This is a genomic window from Leptotrichia sp. oral taxon 847 (genome assembly GCF_001553645.1).
Lineage (GTDB): Bacteria > Fusobacteriota > Fusobacteriia > Fusobacteriales > Leptotrichiaceae > Leptotrichia.
In genome coordinates this window covers 1,549,513-1,565,396 of sequence record NZ_CP014231.1, presented here as the reverse complement: position 1 = coordinate 1,565,396, position 15,884 = coordinate 1,549,513, and the positions used below count along the sequence as shown (strand labels likewise).

At 30.7% G+C, this 15,884-nt stretch carries 15 protein-coding genes and 1 riboswitch; of the genes, 11 read left to right on the top strand and 4 right to left on the bottom strand.

Annotated elements, in window-relative coordinates; genetic code table 11:
- Positions 1 to 95 precede the first annotated feature (95 nt).
- The 11 genes from rpsB (at position 96) to AXF11_RS07195 (ending at position 11,479) form a co-directional block, all read left to right on the top strand.
- Positions 96 to 887, top strand: coding sequence for a 30S ribosomal protein S2 (gene rpsB, locus AXF11_RS07245; RefSeq protein WP_068156482.1), 792 nt, complete (start codon positions 96 to 98; stop codon positions 885 to 887).
- 117 nt (positions 888 to 1,004) lie between these two features.
- Positions 1,005 to 1,199 (top strand): PspC domain-containing protein, encoded by a 195-nt coding sequence (locus AXF11_RS07240; RefSeq protein ID WP_068156479.1) that lies wholly within the window; start codon positions 1,005 to 1,007, stop codon positions 1,197 to 1,199.
- A gap of 70 nt (positions 1,200 to 1,269) precedes the next feature.
- Positions 1,270 to 2,151, top strand: coding sequence for a translation elongation factor Ts (gene tsf, locus AXF11_RS07235; RefSeq protein ID WP_082729396.1), 882 nt, complete (start codon positions 1,270 to 1,272; stop codon positions 2,149 to 2,151).
- A 67-nt stretch (positions 2,152 to 2,218) separates the two neighbouring features.
- Positions 2,219 to 2,929, top strand: a complete 711-nt coding sequence (pyrH, locus tag AXF11_RS07230; protein WP_068156476.1) for a UMP kinase — start codon at positions 2,219 to 2,221, stop codon at positions 2,927 to 2,929.
- 19 nt (positions 2,930 to 2,948) lie between these two features.
- The gene (gene frr, locus AXF11_RS07225; protein ID WP_068156474.1) at positions 2,949 to 3,506 is read left to right on the top strand and encodes a ribosome recycling factor; all 558 of its coding nucleotides are present in this window, start codon (positions 2,949 to 2,951) and stop codon (positions 3,504 to 3,506) included.
- 44 nt (positions 3,507 to 3,550) lie between these two features.
- Positions 3,551 to 3,727, top strand: a riboswitch (Lysine riboswitch).
- Positions 3,728 to 3,885: 158 nt separating this feature from the next.
- Positions 3,886 to 5,196 (top strand): diaminopimelate decarboxylase, encoded by a 1,311-nt coding sequence (lysA, locus tag AXF11_RS07220; protein ID WP_068156473.1) that lies wholly within the window; start codon positions 3,886 to 3,888, stop codon positions 5,194 to 5,196.
- A 37-nt stretch (positions 5,197 to 5,233) separates the two neighbouring features.
- Positions 5,234 to 6,451, top strand: a complete 1,218-nt coding sequence (locus tag AXF11_RS07215; RefSeq protein ID WP_082729395.1) for an aspartate kinase — start codon at positions 5,234 to 5,236, stop codon at positions 6,449 to 6,451.
- 11 nt (positions 6,452 to 6,462) lie between these two features.
- A complete protein-coding gene (locus tag AXF11_RS07210) occupies positions 6,463 to 7,104 on the top strand; it encodes a hypothetical protein (protein WP_068156470.1) in 642 nt (213 codons plus the stop codon).
- 40 nt (positions 7,105 to 7,144) lie between these two features.
- The gene (gene dapF / locus AXF11_RS07205; RefSeq protein WP_068156468.1) at positions 7,145 to 7,996 is read left to right on the top strand and encodes a diaminopimelate epimerase; all 852 of its coding nucleotides are present in this window, start codon (positions 7,145 to 7,147) and stop codon (positions 7,994 to 7,996) included.
- 21 nt (positions 7,997 to 8,017) lie between these two features.
- Positions 8,018 to 8,902, top strand: coding sequence for a 4-hydroxy-tetrahydrodipicolinate synthase (dapA, locus tag AXF11_RS07200; protein ID WP_068156464.1), 885 nt, complete (start codon positions 8,018 to 8,020; stop codon positions 8,900 to 8,902).
- Between the two features lie 114 nt (positions 8,903 to 9,016).
- Positions 9,017 to 11,479 (top strand): glycogen/starch/alpha-glucan phosphorylase, encoded by a 2,463-nt coding sequence (locus AXF11_RS07195; protein ID WP_068156460.1) that lies wholly within the window; start codon positions 9,017 to 9,019, stop codon positions 11,477 to 11,479.
- A gap of 210 nt (positions 11,480 to 11,689) precedes the next feature.
- On the opposite strand, the gene AXF11_RS07190 is transcribed toward AXF11_RS07195, so the two are convergent.
- From AXF11_RS07190 to AXF11_RS07175, 4 genes are all read right to left on the bottom strand, one after another.
- Complete coding sequence (locus AXF11_RS07190) at positions 11,690 to 12,901, bottom strand: IS256 family transposase (protein WP_068153993.1); 1,212 nt, start codon at positions 12,899 to 12,901, stop codon at positions 11,690 to 11,692.
- 85 nt (positions 12,902 to 12,986) lie between these two features.
- The gene (locus AXF11_RS07185) at positions 12,987 to 13,484 is read right to left on the bottom strand and encodes a ferritin (RefSeq protein ID WP_068156456.1); all 498 of its coding nucleotides are present in this window, start codon (positions 13,482 to 13,484) and stop codon (positions 12,987 to 12,989) included.
- Positions 13,485 to 13,509: 25 nt separating this feature from the next.
- Positions 13,510 to 13,926, bottom strand: a complete 417-nt coding sequence (locus AXF11_RS07180; protein WP_068156452.1) for a Fur family transcriptional regulator — start codon at positions 13,924 to 13,926, stop codon at positions 13,510 to 13,512.
- A gap of 140 nt (positions 13,927 to 14,066) precedes the next feature.
- Complete coding sequence (locus tag AXF11_RS07175) at positions 14,067 to 15,740, bottom strand: sensor histidine kinase (protein WP_068156449.1); 1,674 nt, start codon at positions 15,738 to 15,740, stop codon at positions 14,067 to 14,069.
- Positions 15,741 to 15,884: the final 144 nt, after the last annotated feature.

The window sequence follows — 15,884 nt, the reverse complement described above, 5'->3', positions numbered from 1 at the left end:
TTGTATTATTTTGCGATAGGGTGTTACGAGTTTTGTAATCTGTTGCAAAAGAAAAGTGGGAGAAAAAACCAAAAAAATTTAGGAGGAAAAAAGTAATGGCAGTAATTACAATGAAACAATTATTAGAAGTAGGAGCACATTTTGGACATCAAGCAAAAAGATGGAACCCAAAAATGAAACCTTATATTTTTACAGAAAGAAACGGAATCCATATTTTGGATTTACACCAAACTTTGGAAGCAACTGAAAAAGCTTATGAATTTGTAAGACAAATTTCTGAAGATGGTGGAAAAATTTTATTTGTAGGAACTAAAAAACAAGCTCAGGAAGCTATTAAAGAAGAAGCCGAAAGAGCAGGAGGATTTTATGTAAACCACAGATGGTTAGGAGGACTTTTAACTAACCTAGAAACTATCAAAAAAAGAGTAAAAAGATTAAAAGAATTAGAAGAAATGGATGCGGATGGAACTTTAGACGAAGCATACACTAAAAAAGAAGCAGGATTACTTAGAAAAGAAATGGCAAAACTTTCTAAAAATATCGGTGGAATTAAAGAAATGAACACTTTGCCAGCGGCACTTTTTGTTGTCGACATCAAAAAAGAATTTTTGGCATTGGAAGAAGCTAAAAAATTAGGAATTCCTGTAATCGCATTAATCGATACAAATGTAGATCCTGATTTAGTAACTTACAAAATCCCTGCAAACGATGACGCTATAAGATCAGTAAAATTATTTTCTCAAATTATAGCAAACGCTGCAATCGAAGCTAACGGAGGAGTTGAAGCAAATGCTGATCAAGATACTGCTCCATTAAACGAAGAATTTGAAACTACTGAAGAAGTTGTAGAAGAAACAGTTGAAGAAGAAGTAGCAACTGAAGAATAATATTATATAAAATTTGATACGCCAAAATACAAAATTATTTAACTTTTTAAAAAAGATTTACTTTGTTTCTTTAGTTAAATAATTTACAAAAAAATGTGTATTTTAGGAGGAAATATTATGGAAAAAAAATTATACAAATCAGTAAAAGATAGAAAAATAGCAGGAGTTTGTGGAGGAATAGCGGAATACCTTAATATTGATTCAAATGTTATAAGAGTGATCTGGGTTATTTTTGCATTTGGATTTGGAACTGGAATACTGGCATATATTGTCTGCGCTTTAATTTTAAATGACAATCCAGGTGAATATTAATCATAATCAAAACAAATATTTTTTTACCGAATTAAAAAGAACTGATAATAATAAATAGGAGGAATTAAAAGTGGCAATTACAACAGCACTTATTAAAGAATTAAGAGAAAGAACTGGAGCAGGAATGCTTGACTGTAAAAAAGCACTAGGAGAAACTGACGGAGATATTGAAAAAGCAATTGACTGGTTAAGAGAAAAGGGAATTGCAAAAGCGGCTAAAAAATCTGGAAGAGTTGCAGCTGAAGGGTTGGTCTTCGCAGCAGTTTCTGAAGATAGAAAAAAAGGAGCTATTCTAGAAATTAACTCTGAAACTGACTTTGTTGCTAAAAATGATGAATTCAAATCTTTTGGAGAAAAATTAGTAGCATTGACTTTAAATCACGACTTGACAAGTGAAGATGAATTAAAGGCTTTTGAAGTTGAAGGAAAAACTGTTGAAACTCACTTGACAGAATTAATCGCTAAAATTGGTGAAAATATGAATATTAGAAGATTAAAATTAGTTTCAACTACTGGATTTGTCGAAACTTATATTCATTTGGGCGGAAAAATTGGAGTTTTATTAAATGTAAATGGTGAAGCAACTGACGAAAATATTGAAAAAGCAAAAGGTGTCGCTATGCACGTGGCTGCAATGGACCCTAAATACTTAGACAAATCACAAGTTACAACTGCTGACTTGGATAGAGAAAAAGAGATTGCAAGACATCAATTGACAGCTGAAGGAAAACCTGCAAATATAATTGAAAAAATATTGGAAGGTAAAATGAGAAAATTCTACGAAGAAAATTGTCTAATTCAACAAAAATATGTAAGAGATGACAAAGTTACTGTTGAAAAATTTATCGCTCCAAACACAATTATTTCATTTGACAGATTTAAAGTTGGAGAAGGAATTGAAAAAGAAGAAGTAGATTTTGCCGCAGAAGTAGCAGCACAATTAGGACAATAATCATTTAATTATTCTAAGGGGATAAAATCCCCTTTTTTTAAAAAAGTTTACGAAAGGGTTGAATTTTGTGTTAAAATATAAAAGAATACTTTTAAAATTAAGTGGTGAAGCACTTGCAGGAAACAAGGAGTTTGGATTTTCAAACGAAGTTTTAGAAAGCTTTGCAAAACAAATTAAAGAAGTCCATGAAAAAGGTGTAGAAATAGCTATCGTAATTGGTGGTGGAAACATTTTTCGTGGAATAAGTGGAATGGAGAAAGGTTTTGACAGAGTTACAGGTGATACAATGGGAATGCTTGCCACTATCATGAATGGACTTGCACTTCAGAATGCAATAGAAAATTTGGGAGTGCCAACTCGTGTTATGACTGCACTTCAAATGCCACAGGTGGCTGAGCCTTTTATCAGAAGAAAAGCTATAAGACATTTGGAAAAAGGAAGAGTTGTAATTTTTGCGGGAGGGACAAGTAACCCTTATTTTACGACAGATTCATCGGGAGCACTAAGAGCTGTGGAAATACAGGCCGACGTACTTGCTAAAGGTACAAAAGTTGATGGTATTTATGATAAAGACCCTATGAAATTTGACGATGCCGTTAAATATGACACAGTTTCATTTGACGAAGCAATTTCAAAAAATTTAGGTGTGATGGACACGGCCGCACTTTCTCTTTGTAGGGAAAATCAAATGCCAATCGTAGTTTTTAACGCACTTCAAGAAGGTAATATTTTAAAGATGGCGCAAGGGGAAACTATCGGAACAACAGTAAAAAAATAAATAAAAAGGTGGTAAAAAAATGCTAAATACAATTTTAAAAGAAGTTGAAGAAAAAATGTCAAAATCAGTTGAAAGTACAAAAGAAAGATTTTCTCACACAAGAGCAGGTAGAGCGAATGTATCTATGCTTGACGGTGTTACAGTTGAAGCCTATGGTGCACCAACTCCTCTTAATCAAGTTGGGACAATTTCAGCTCCAGAAGCAAGACTTTTAGTAATCGATCCATGGGACAAATCACTAATAAAAACCATTGAAAAAACAATTTTACAGGCAAATTTAGGATTTAATCCTTCAAACGACGGAAATATCATAAGATTAGTAGTGCCTGAATTAACCGAAGATAGAAGAAAAGAATATGTAAAAATGGTAAAAAAAGAAGCTGAAGAAGGAAAAGTTGCCATAAGAAACATAAGAAAAGACGTCAACAATAAATTAAGAAAACTTGAAAAAGATAGTGAAATTACAGAAGATGAACTAAAATCAAGTGAAGAAAAAGTTCAAAAAACAACAGATAAATTTATTGCTGCAATTGACACAGCTCTTGCTGCAAAAGAAAAAGAATTATTAACTGTGTAAAAATTCTTTACAAAACTTAAAAAATTAGTTATAATAATAAATATAAAAAAGATAGAGGTGCAATTATTATAAGTAAATTTACGGAGAATGGTCAATTTGATGAAATAAATTGAAAGGAATAATTGCCGAAGTACAAAGTTTGACCAGCTTTGATACTGGGGCTGTGGAGAATATCCGTAGAACTGTCATTATCACAAAGATAATGGGGAGCTGTCAGATATAATTCATTATTTAAAATTAAAGGTTAAAGATAAATGTATGTTTTATATGCTGATATGCTATTATCAGCATTTTTAATTATTAATTTTTTCAAATTTATTATTAGATGAATGCTGAGTAAAATAAAAAAATTAAATAAATATGAAAGGGTAATAATTAAATGAAACTATTTGGAACTTCAAAAATTAACGAAAAAGGAAACTTGTCCATCGGCGGAGTTGACGCATTAAACCTTGCAAAAGAGTTTAAAACACCTCTTTATGTGATGGATCAGGAACTTATTGAAACTACTATTGACAAAATGAAACACGCTTTTCATTCAACAAGATTTAAAACGAGAATAGCTTACGCTGGAAAGGCATTTCTTACGACTGGAATGATTAAGCTAGTTGAATCAAAGGGACTGGATTTAGATGTTGTTTCAGGTGGAGAATTATATACTGCCTACAAAGCTGGATTTCCAATGAAACGAGTGCATTTGCACGGAAACAACAAACTTATAAATGAGATTGAAATGGCTGTTGAATATGGAATTGACACAATTGTTGTAGATAATGAAGATGAAATTTCTAAAATTGAAAAAGTTTGTCTAGAAAAAGGAAAAAAACAGGCGGTTTTACTGAGAATTGATCCTGGAATCGAAGCTCATACGCACCATTACATCAAAACTTCTGGACTTACTTCAAAATTTGGAATTTCATTATTTCAAGAAAATTTAATTGATATTGTAAAAAGATTAAACGATAGTCCCTATATTGATTTTAAAGGATTTCACACTCACATTGGTTCACAAATTTTTCAATCGAAATTTTTTATTTTTGCATTGGAAGAAATTTTCAAATATTTGGATAAATTAAAAAAAGAATTGGGAATAATCATACATACTGTAAATATGGGTGGTGGATTTGGAGTTTACTACAAAGAGGAAGATGACCCTAAACCTATTGAAGACGTGCTATCTGAAATAATCACCTACACAGAAGCGATGGAAATTAAATACCAAATTGGATTTAAAGAACTTTGTATCGAGCCAGGAAGAAGTATTGTCGGAAATGCGGGAACTACTCTTTACGAAGTCGGTGGAATAAAAGAAACTGTCGGTGGAAAAACTTATGTGTTCATCGACGGAGGAATGTCAGATAATATAAGAACTGCACTTTATCAAGCTGAATACGAAGCCTGTGTTGTAAATAATCCAAATGACACTGACACAAGAGAAATCACACTTGCTGGAAAACTATGCGAATCGGGAGATATTATCATAAACAAGGGAAAATTGCCAAAATCAACTAAAATTGGAGATATAGTGGCAGTTGGGACAACTGGAGCATACTGCTACACAATGTCAAGCCACTATAACAGAATGGTAACACCAGCAGTTGTATTTGTAAAAGATGGGAAAGCTAAAGTGGCAGTTAGAAGAGAAAACTATGAAGATTTGATAAAAAATGATGAAATTTTTGAATTATAATAAAAATTAAAAAATAAAAAAGGAAGGTGTATTTATTGTGATTATTGTGCATAAATATGGTGGTACTTCGGTTGCCACAACAGAAAAAATTATGAACATTGCTAAATATTTAGGAAATGTAAAAGACGCTGGAAACGATGTTGTTGTCGTAGTTTCTGCGATGGGAAAGACAACTGACGCATTAATTAAATTAGCTTTCGAAATAACAGAAAATCCAGATTCAAGAGAAATGGACAGACTTATGTCAACAGGGGAACAGCAGACAATTTCACTTTTAAGTATTGCTCTAAAAACTTTGGGATATGACGCAATTTCGTTAACAGGAGCTCAAGCGGGTATCAAAACAAGCGGACATTATATGAAAAACAGAATTGTCGACATTGATGCGAACATTATAAAAAAACATTTAAAAAGTGGAAAAATTGTCGTAGTAGCTGGATTTCAAGGAGTGAATGAAGCAGGAGATGTTACAACTCTAGGACGTGGTGGTTCTGACACATCAGCAGTGGCACTAGCAGCGGCTTTAAAAGCAAAATGTGAAATTTATACAGATGTTGACGGAATTTATTCAATTGATCCAAGAGTTTATAGTGATGCAAAAAAATTGCCGTTTATTTCTTACGATGAAATGATGGAATTGGCTTATTTGGGAGCTGGAGTGATGGAACCCCGTGCTGTTGAACTAGGTGGAAAATATGGCGTTGAAATTTACGTAGGAAAATCATTGGGTGAAAAAAATGGAACAATAATAACTTCAATCGAAAAAATAAAGGAGAATAAAAACATGGAACAAAAAGTAATCACGGGAGTGTCAATAAACGAAAATACAATAATGGTGAATGTGGAAGAAATTCCAACAAATGCACAAAATGTCTACGAAATTTTTGAAAAAGCAGAAAAAAGCGGAATAAATGTAGATATGATAAGTCAAAACGATGTTTCAAGCCATCACGGAAGCTTTGCCTTTACTTGTCCAAAAACTGATATGGCGGCGCTTGAAAAAATTGGAGAAAAAATTGAAGCAAAATATGAAAATACTTCTTTTATAATAAACCCTTATGTTACAAAAGTTTCAATCGTAGGAATAGGATTAATAAGTAATGTAGGCGTAGCTTCAAAAATGTTCAAAATTTTAGCAGAAAACGACATAAGTTTTCACCAAATTTCAACTTCGGAAATAAGTATTTCTCTAATTGTCGATGAAGTGATGGGAAAAAGAGTGGCTAAATTATTTGCTAAAGAATTTGATTTATAGGAGGCTTTGCATTGAAAAAACTATTATTATTTTTACTGTTGTTTGTCAACATTCTATCTTTTAGTGAATTTAATGATAAAGCTCAATTAAAATCAGCAATAAATAAAACAATAAATCAGTTTAATGAAACTGAAAAAAATAAATTATTTAATGAAATGATGAAAAAAAAATCAGTTTTAACTGATGAGATGATACAATTTAACGATATGGAAGTGGCAGATAAAAAGAAACAAAAATCATTTAGAATATTGATGGAAATGATTACAGAACAACACTTAAAAAATATTATCTATAATTCAAAAATTGAATTGTATGATATTACAAATATATCAAAAAACAAGGCAAATGGAACTCTTGAATTAAAATTTGTAGATGCACTTGATGCTTTAAATAAATTAAAAGAATATATGTTAAAAAAATATGGAAAAAATGGTCAAGTAGATTTGGACATACTTTTAAATGAAAAAATAAAATCTGAAATATCTCAATATTTAGATACTTATTCAAAAGAATTAATGAAAAATGATAAAAATATCTCAGAAATTATGGACATTGAATTAAAATTTGAATTAAAAGGAAATGAATGGATTTCAAAAGAAAGTATCTCAGATTATATACTAAAAAATTTTCTAGAAAATTATAAAAATAATTAAAATAATTTATTAAAATTAAGAAATTAATGGAGGTTAAATTATGTTAAAATTTGAAAAATATCAAGGAGCTGGGAATGACTTTGTCATTGTAAATGAAAGAGATTTGATAGAAAAAGGAATTCCTGACTACAATGAATTTGCAGCTCAAATTTGTGATAGACATTACGGTATTGGTGCGGATGGACTTATAATTTTAAAATACGTGGCAAATATGCCATTTATGTTCTTTTTTAACTCAGATGGAAGTCAGGCGCCTATGTGTGGAAATGGAATTAGATGTTTTTCTCAATATCTAATTAACAATCATTTAGTTGAAGGAAATGAATTTACAGTAAAAACTGTTCCTGGGGATTTAAACATCAGAACAAGTTATGATGAAGAAAATGATATTTTTACAGCTCGTGTGAATATGGGAAAACCTGTTTTTGATGTAAATAAACTAATTAATACAGAAAAAGAGAGATTTTTAAAAGAAAAAATCACAATTGACGGAAAAGAATTTGAAGTTTCGTATATTTTTACTGGAACTGACCACTGTGTAATTTTTGTTGATGAATTTAACGACGAAATTATTAACACTTTTGGGAAAAAAATTGAAAATTACACTGAATTATTTCCGAAAAAAGTTAATGTGAATTTTGTAAAAGTGTATGACAAAACTCACATCGAAGTTATCACTTGGGAAAGAGGAGCTGGAAGAACTCTTGCCTGTGGAACAGGTGTTACTGCCGCTGCTGTTTTAGCAAGAATTTTTGGCTACACAGAATACAAGGTCAATGTAAAAGTACCTGGCGGACAACTTGTTATAGAATATGATAAAGAAGGCGACTGCGCTTTTATGACAGGACCTAGTGAAAAAGTTGCCGAAGGATTTTATAAATATAAAAGATAAAAAAATTGAAAGGATAGAAAAATGAAATTTGAAGGATCTTATGTAGCTCTAATTACACCATTTAAAAATAATGGAACCGAATTAGACGAAGATAAATTGCGTGAATTAGTAAATTATCACATTGAAAATGGGACAGCTGGAATTGTGCCTTGTGGGACGACTGGAGAAGCGCCTACACTTACATTTGCTGAGCATGAAAAAGTTATTAGAATTGTTGTGGAAGAAGTGAAAGGAAGAATACAAGTTATTGCCGGAGCTGGTTCAAATAACACAAATAGAGCAATAGAACTTACAAAGTATGCAAAAGAATTGGGAGCAGATGCTGCACTTAGCACTTGTCCTTATTATAATAAACCAAGTCAACGTGGACTTTATGAACATTACAAAAAAATTGCAAATGATTCAAAATTTCCTGTAATGCTATACAATGTTCCTGGAAGAACTGGGACAAATATTGAGCCTGAAACAATCGCAAGGTTAGCCGAAATTCCAGAAATTGTAGCTGTAAAAGAAGCGACTGGAAGTCTTGAACAAATGATTAAAATTCAAAATTTGTGTGGCGATAAAATTGAAATTTTATCAGGCGAAGATCATCTAATTTTACCAATGTTATCAATTGGAGCAAAAGGAGTAGTATCTGTTGTTGCAAATATTATGCCGCAAGAAATGAGTGATTTAATCAGTTCATTTTTAAACAAAAATTTTGCAAAGGCTTTTGATCTACACACAAAACTTTACGATGTAAGTAAAAATATGTTTTTGGAAGGAAATCCCGTTACAGTGAAAGCCGCTATGAAAATTTTAAAAATGATAGATAACGACGATGTGAGATTACCACTTGTATCAGCTGAACCAAAAACTTATGAAAAATTAACAAAAGTTTTCGGTCAAAAAGGGATTTTATAAAAACTATAATTTCCTTTATTTCTAAATTATACTTTTAATTAAATTTTTAATTGTAAAAATTTTAAAAAAAGAGTAAAATAACAGTGAAAAAAATACAGATTTTTAGGAGGAAAAATGACAATTGATAAAACTGAATTAAAAAACAGTATTACCAAAGAATTAAGGAGAGATTTTGGAAAAACTATTGAGGAAGCTCATGAATATGAGTTATACTATGCTGTATCACGTGCAGTTTTAGACTATGTTGTAGAAAAATGGTACAACACAAAAAAAACTTATGCAAAAAAACAAGTAAAACAGACTTATTACTTTTCCGCTGAATTTTTAATGGGAAGATTTATGGGAAATAATTTGATCAATTTAAGAATCAATGACATCATTAGAGAAACTTTGGAAGAATTTGGTGTAGATATAAATAAACTAGAAGATTCTGAAATGGATGCTGGACTTGGAAATGGTGGACTTGGTAGACTTGCAGCCTGCTTTCTAGATTCACTTGCCACTTTAAAATTGCCAGGACACGGTTATGGACTTCGTTACAAATACGGAATGTTTGAACAAAAAATTGAAGATGGATTTCAAGTGGAATATCCTGACGATTGGACAAAATACGGCGATCCTTGGTCAATCAAAAGAATGGACAGAATGTTTAAAGTAAAATTTGGAGGACAAATTGAAGTTTATAAAGATGAATATGGAAAAGACTATTATAAAATGATAAATACTGAAACTGTTCTCGCAGTTCCTTATGATGTGCCTGTAGTCGGATATGGAAACGACACTATAAACACACTAAGATTGTGGGAAGCAAGATCGCCTGAAGGATTTGATCTAAAACTATTCAATGACCAAACTTATTTACAAGCTTCGTCAAAAGCGGTAGAAGCTGAAGATATTTCAAGGGTACTTTATCCAAATGACACTAAAAAAGATGGAAAACAATTGAGATTAAAACAGCAATATTTCTTTACTTCAGCATCATTGCAAGATATTGTAAGAAGATATAAATCAATCTACGGAAACGATTTCTCAAGATTCGCTGACAAAATTGCAATTCAATTGAATGATACACATCCAGTTGTTGCAATTCCTGAACTTATGAGAATTTTCTTAGATGTGGAAAAATTAAATTGGGACGAATCTTGGAACATCTGTAAAAAAGTATTTGCTTATACAAACCATACAATTTTATCAGAAGCACTAGAAAAATGGGATATTCCTTTATTCCAACCACTTTTACCAAGAATTTATCAAATTATTGAAGAAATTAACAGAAGATTTCTTCTTGAATTACAACAAAAATATCCAGGAGACTGGAAAAGAATTAACAAGATGTCAATCATTGGAAATGGACAGATTAGAATGGCGTGGCTTGCAATCGTAGGTTCACACAAAGTAAATGGAGTTGCTGCACTTCATACAGAAATTCTAAAAAATTCAGAATTAAAAGAGTGGAATGAATTATATCCTGAAAAATTCTTAAATAAGACAAACGGAATCACTCAAAGAAGATGGCTTCTAAAAGCAAATCCTGAGTTGGCTGCTTTAATTACAGAATTAATCGGAGATAAATGGATTACTGACTTATATGAACTTAAAAAATTGGAAAAATATTTAGATGACGACAACATCTTAAATAGAGTAGCACAAATTAAATTTAACAACAAACAAAAATTAGCAGATTATATAAAAGAAACAACAGGTATCGAAGTAGATCCAAATTCTATTTTTGATATTCAAGTAAAAAGATTACACGAATACAAAAGACAGCTTTTGAATGTTTTACATATTATGGATCTATACAATAAATTAAAAGAAAATCCATATTTAGATGTAGAACCTAGAACTTTCATTTTTGGTGCAAAAGCTGCCGCTGGATACAGAAGAGCCAAAGGAATTATCAAATTAATTAATTCTATTGCGGAAGTTATTAACAATGACTCATCTATCAACGGAAAAATTAAAGTTGTATTCTTAGAAAATTACAGAGTTTCACTTGCTGAAAAAATATTCCCTGCAGCAGATGTGTCAGAACAAATTTCAACTGCAAGTAAAGAAGCTTCAGGAACTGGAAATATGAAATTTATGTTAAACGGTGCATTGACACTTGGAACAATGGACGGAGCAAACGTAGAAATTGTTGAAGAAGTTGGAATGGACAATGCCTTTATCTTTGGACTTTCAGCTCAAGAAGTAGAAGCTTACCAAGCTAACAATGAATACAATCCTTACGATGAATATATGAATGTCGAAGGACTAAAAAAAGTTGTTGACCAGTTAGCAGATGGAACTTATGATGACAATCATACAGGTATATTCAAAGAATTACAAAATTCATTACTATACGGTGTAGACGGTTCGAGACCTGATGTTTATTTCTTATTAAAAGATTTTGCCTCTTACAGGGAAGCTCAAAATAAACTTCAAAATGCGTTTAAAGATAAGAGGGAATGGACTAAAAAAGCACTTAAAAATATTGCAAATGCTGGTAAATTTAGTTCAGACAGAACAATTGCAGAATATGCAAAAGAAATTTGGAACATTGAACCAGTTGAAGTTAATGATTATATTGACTAATGACACAATATCAATAATAATAAAGAATCTCAAATTTATTTTGAGGTTCTTTTTATTTTTTTTTAATAAAAAAATAAAAAAAAACTACACCTAAAAAAGTGTAGTATAAAAAATAACAGTAACCGTTATTTTCTTTGGAGAGTGTCCAGAATTTTGTGTAAACTCAAAATATAATATATGGTACAGGATGGTATTTTTATCATCCTGTTTTTAAATCCTTCCTTCAAAATAAATACTTAACTGAGAATATATTTCTCCCCAGCCCGGTATTCTTCCAGTCCATTTCCTTGTTGCTTCCTTTAAACTTAAATATACTGACTTCATCAATGCTTCATCTGTCGGATAAAGTGATTTTGTCTTCGTATACTTTCTTAATTGTCTGTTTAAGCTTTCTATCGGGTTTGTCGTATATATCAGCTTTCTTATCTTTGTATCATATTTAAAGTATGTTGTCAACTCATTCCAGTTACTTCTCCAGGAATTAATTACTGCCATATACTTTTTACCCCATTTTTCTTCTAGTTCATCCAGTTTAAACTCTGCCTGTTCCAGTGTTGGTGCATTGTACATTTCTTTTAAGTCTGATGTAAATTCCCTTACATCTTTGTAAGATATGTATCTTATGCTGTTTCTAATTTGATGAACCACACATTTTTGAATTTCTGTCTTAGGGAACACCGAAGATATTGCTTCGCTGAACCCTTTTAAATTATCAACAGACATAATTAGTATATCCTGAACTCCTCTGTTTTTTAATTCATTTAAAACATTTAGCCAGTACTTGCTTGATTCATTTTCTCCTATCCAAAATCCTAAGACCTCCTTTCGCCCTTCCTTATCTATTCCTATAGCTAAATATACCGCCTTTTTAACAACAACTCCATCTTTTCTTACGCTGTAATGGATAGCATCCATAAAAACTATTGGGTATACATCCTCAAGCTGTCTAGACTGCCATTCCCTAATTTCAGGTATAATTTTATCTGTAATTTTACTGATCATAGATGGCGAAACATCAATTCCATAAAGATTATTGAGATGGTCCTCGATATCTCTATTGCTCATTCCTTTAGCATAAAGAGAAAGAATCTGTCCTTCAATGCCAGTAATTTCTCTTTGATATTTAGGGATGATTTGAGGCTCAAACTCAGCATTTCTATCTCTAGGAATATCTAAATCAAGATTGCCATACTCACTTCTAACAGTTTTCTTGGAATGTCCATTTCTAGCATTAGAAGTAGTCTTATCTTTCATAGAATGTTTAGCATACCCCAGTTCATGCTCAATTTCAGCTTCAAGCATGGTTTGGATAGTACCCGAAAGCAAATCCTTAAGCATATCCTTAATATCATTAGTATCTTTAATATTGTAATCCTCAATCAGTGTTTTAAAAATTTCGTTGTCAATTTTCTTTTTAGTCATAACAAAAACCTCCAAATATTATACAGTTATTTTACCATATATTATTTAGAGGTTTACACAAAAATTTTTACACACCCTTTCTTTGTTATTTTCTTTCTCCCATTTCTTTATCCAATAAATATAACTCAACATTTTTGTTGTCAACATTTAACAAAGTGATTTTATCAATTACTTTTTGTACACTTTCTTCTTCTTCTTCCTGTTCTTCGATAAAGAAATCTAAAAAGTTTTCTACTCCAAAATCACCCAAATTTCTTGCAACTTTGTAAATATTTTCAATAGATGCTGTAACCTTTTGTTCGTGTGCTAATGCCACTTCGAATACTTCTTTTACTGAAGAAAAATCAGCTTTAGGTTTATTTAACGCAGAATATTCAATTTTTCCTTCTCTTTTTAAAAGATAATCATAGAATTTTTTAGAATGTTCCAATTCTTCTTTTACTTGTGCATCCATCCACTTTGCAAATCCCTCTAATTGTCTTCCTTCAAAATAAGCTGACATCGCTTTATATTGATATGCTGCCTCAATTTCCATATTTACTTGTGCATTTAATAATTCTTTTAATTCGTTGTTTAATTTCATAATTTATTTTCTCCTATCTTTTATTTTAATTTTTATTTTTTAAACATTTAGAACAAATGCCTTTTAGATAAAAATGCATTTCCTCTACTTCCACATCACCTAATGACGATAAATCAAATTTTGATAAATCCGCATCAAAGTCCAAAATTGCTCCACAACTTTTACATTTAAAATGACCATGACTTTGGGTTACTACGTCATATCTGACTTCATTCTCTTCTATTACAATTTCCTGAACAATATGATTTTTCACAAATATATTCAGTGTATTATAAACTGTAGTCTTTGATAAAGTCGGCATTTCAGACGATAAATTTTTAAAAATATCATCAACTGTCGGATGTGTATGATGATCCAACAGATATTGAAATATCTTCATTCTTTGGATAGAGGGTTTTATACCATTTCCTTTTAAATACTCACCTACATTCTCTACGTGCATTCTTCCTCCTTAATTTTATTTATATTAATTAATTCTTTTATTTAATTAAATTTATGAAGGTATTTTGGTAACTTAATTGTATCTATTACAATTTTATACTTTTTTTGAAAATTTGTCAAATAATATATTTAATTTTATTCTCAAATTTTCAATTTTTTTATAAAAAATGTAAATATTGTCTTAACATTTGGTTCACTTTCGACATTTATTAAAATGTTATGTCTTTGTGCTATTTCTTTTGCTATTGCAAGTCCAAGTCCCATTCCGTTTTTGTTTTCTTCACAGTCTGACTTATGATAGCGATTAAAAATTTCTCCAATATTTTCAGAATTAATCCCTTTTCCTGTATCGACAATTTTTAATTCATATTTATTTCCAACTGTTTTCAAAAGAATATCAATTTTTTGATTTTCTTTTGAAAATTTTATTGCGTTATCGACAACAATTATTATCATTTGCCTGATTCTTTGATAATCTCCTCGAAATAAATAATTTTCTTTGGGATTTTCCATCTCAAAATTGATTTTTATATTTTTTTTGGCAGAAATTTGTTTCATGCTTCTCACCACATCATTTATAATGTCATTCAGACTTATTCTTTCTTCTCTTATTGAAAAATCCAAATTTTGTAATTTCGTCAAATCAATTAAATCATTTATCAACCCTTGCATATGAATGCTGTCTGCCAAAATTTGATGGTTATATTCATAAAGCTGAGCAGGATCCGTTATAATTCCATCACAAATGGCCTCTATAGAGCCTCTTATAACAGTTATTGGTGTTCTTAACTCATGAGATACATTTGCTATAAAATCTTGTCTCATTCTCTCAAATCTCTTGCGCTCTTTTAAGCTCTTATCCAATTCCAGTGCAAGAATATCAATACTTTTAGCCAATTCCCCTATTTCATCGCTCTGTTTCACGTCTGTTTTAATTTCATAATTCCCCTTTGCAAGTTCCAAAGTAGTATTTTTTATTTTATTAAGCGGATCTGTAAAACTTGCAGACAGCCAAATTGCCGCAATACTTGCCAAAAACAACGCGATGACTATACTTAGAACAAGAGTGTAAGTTCCACTTTTCAAAGAAAGAGACAAATATTTTATAGGAGAGTGCAAGAGAACCACCCCTTCAATCTTTGTACCATTCTTTATGGGAACTGCAACGGTTATCGAATTTTCGCTCAAATAATCATTAAAATTTTCAGTAGTTGTAACTTTTCCATCCAATGCTTTTTTTATAGTATCTTCAGCATTTGGAGGAAGTTTAAAATAAGAAATTGACTGATTCTTTTCTCCCTGTACTATATTTCTTGTCTTTGCATCCAAAATCCACACTTCTGCCATCGCAATATTTTCAATCATTTTCATACTTCTAAAAATTCTAAAACTATTTTCCTGCTCTTCGTCAATCTCATGTAAATTTTTATTATTTTCTTTCTTTTCACCTATTTTAGGACTCTCTTCTACTTTTGGAGAATTGCCATTTTGAAAATTTTGATTATTTAAATTTCCGATTGCATTTGGAAAATCAGGAGGCTTTGGAAGCTTCCTTTTTTCCTTTTCCATTTTTCCCCCGCCGTCTTTTAAAAACTCCTTAGGTCTTGGGGAAAACCACATATCCGACAAAGTCTCTGATATTTTTATGGCTCGTTCTTCCAAATTCTTTTTATGCAACAAAATAGTATTTTGTCGAAAGACATAATAAAAGAAAATCCCCACTACAATTGAAAACACAAGAAGTGATAAACCAAAATAAGAAAGCAGTTTAAAAAATATTTTATTTTTAAACTTTATTTTCCCAAAAACTCTCATTTTCCTCCTTTTTTTATAAGATATGCTTATTATACAACATTATCACTCATTCTCAAAATTTTTTTATAAAAATTAAATTTATTTTTCTAAAAAAAGACTTATCACAAAAGAATAAGCCTTTTTTATTATTAAATTATAAAAACT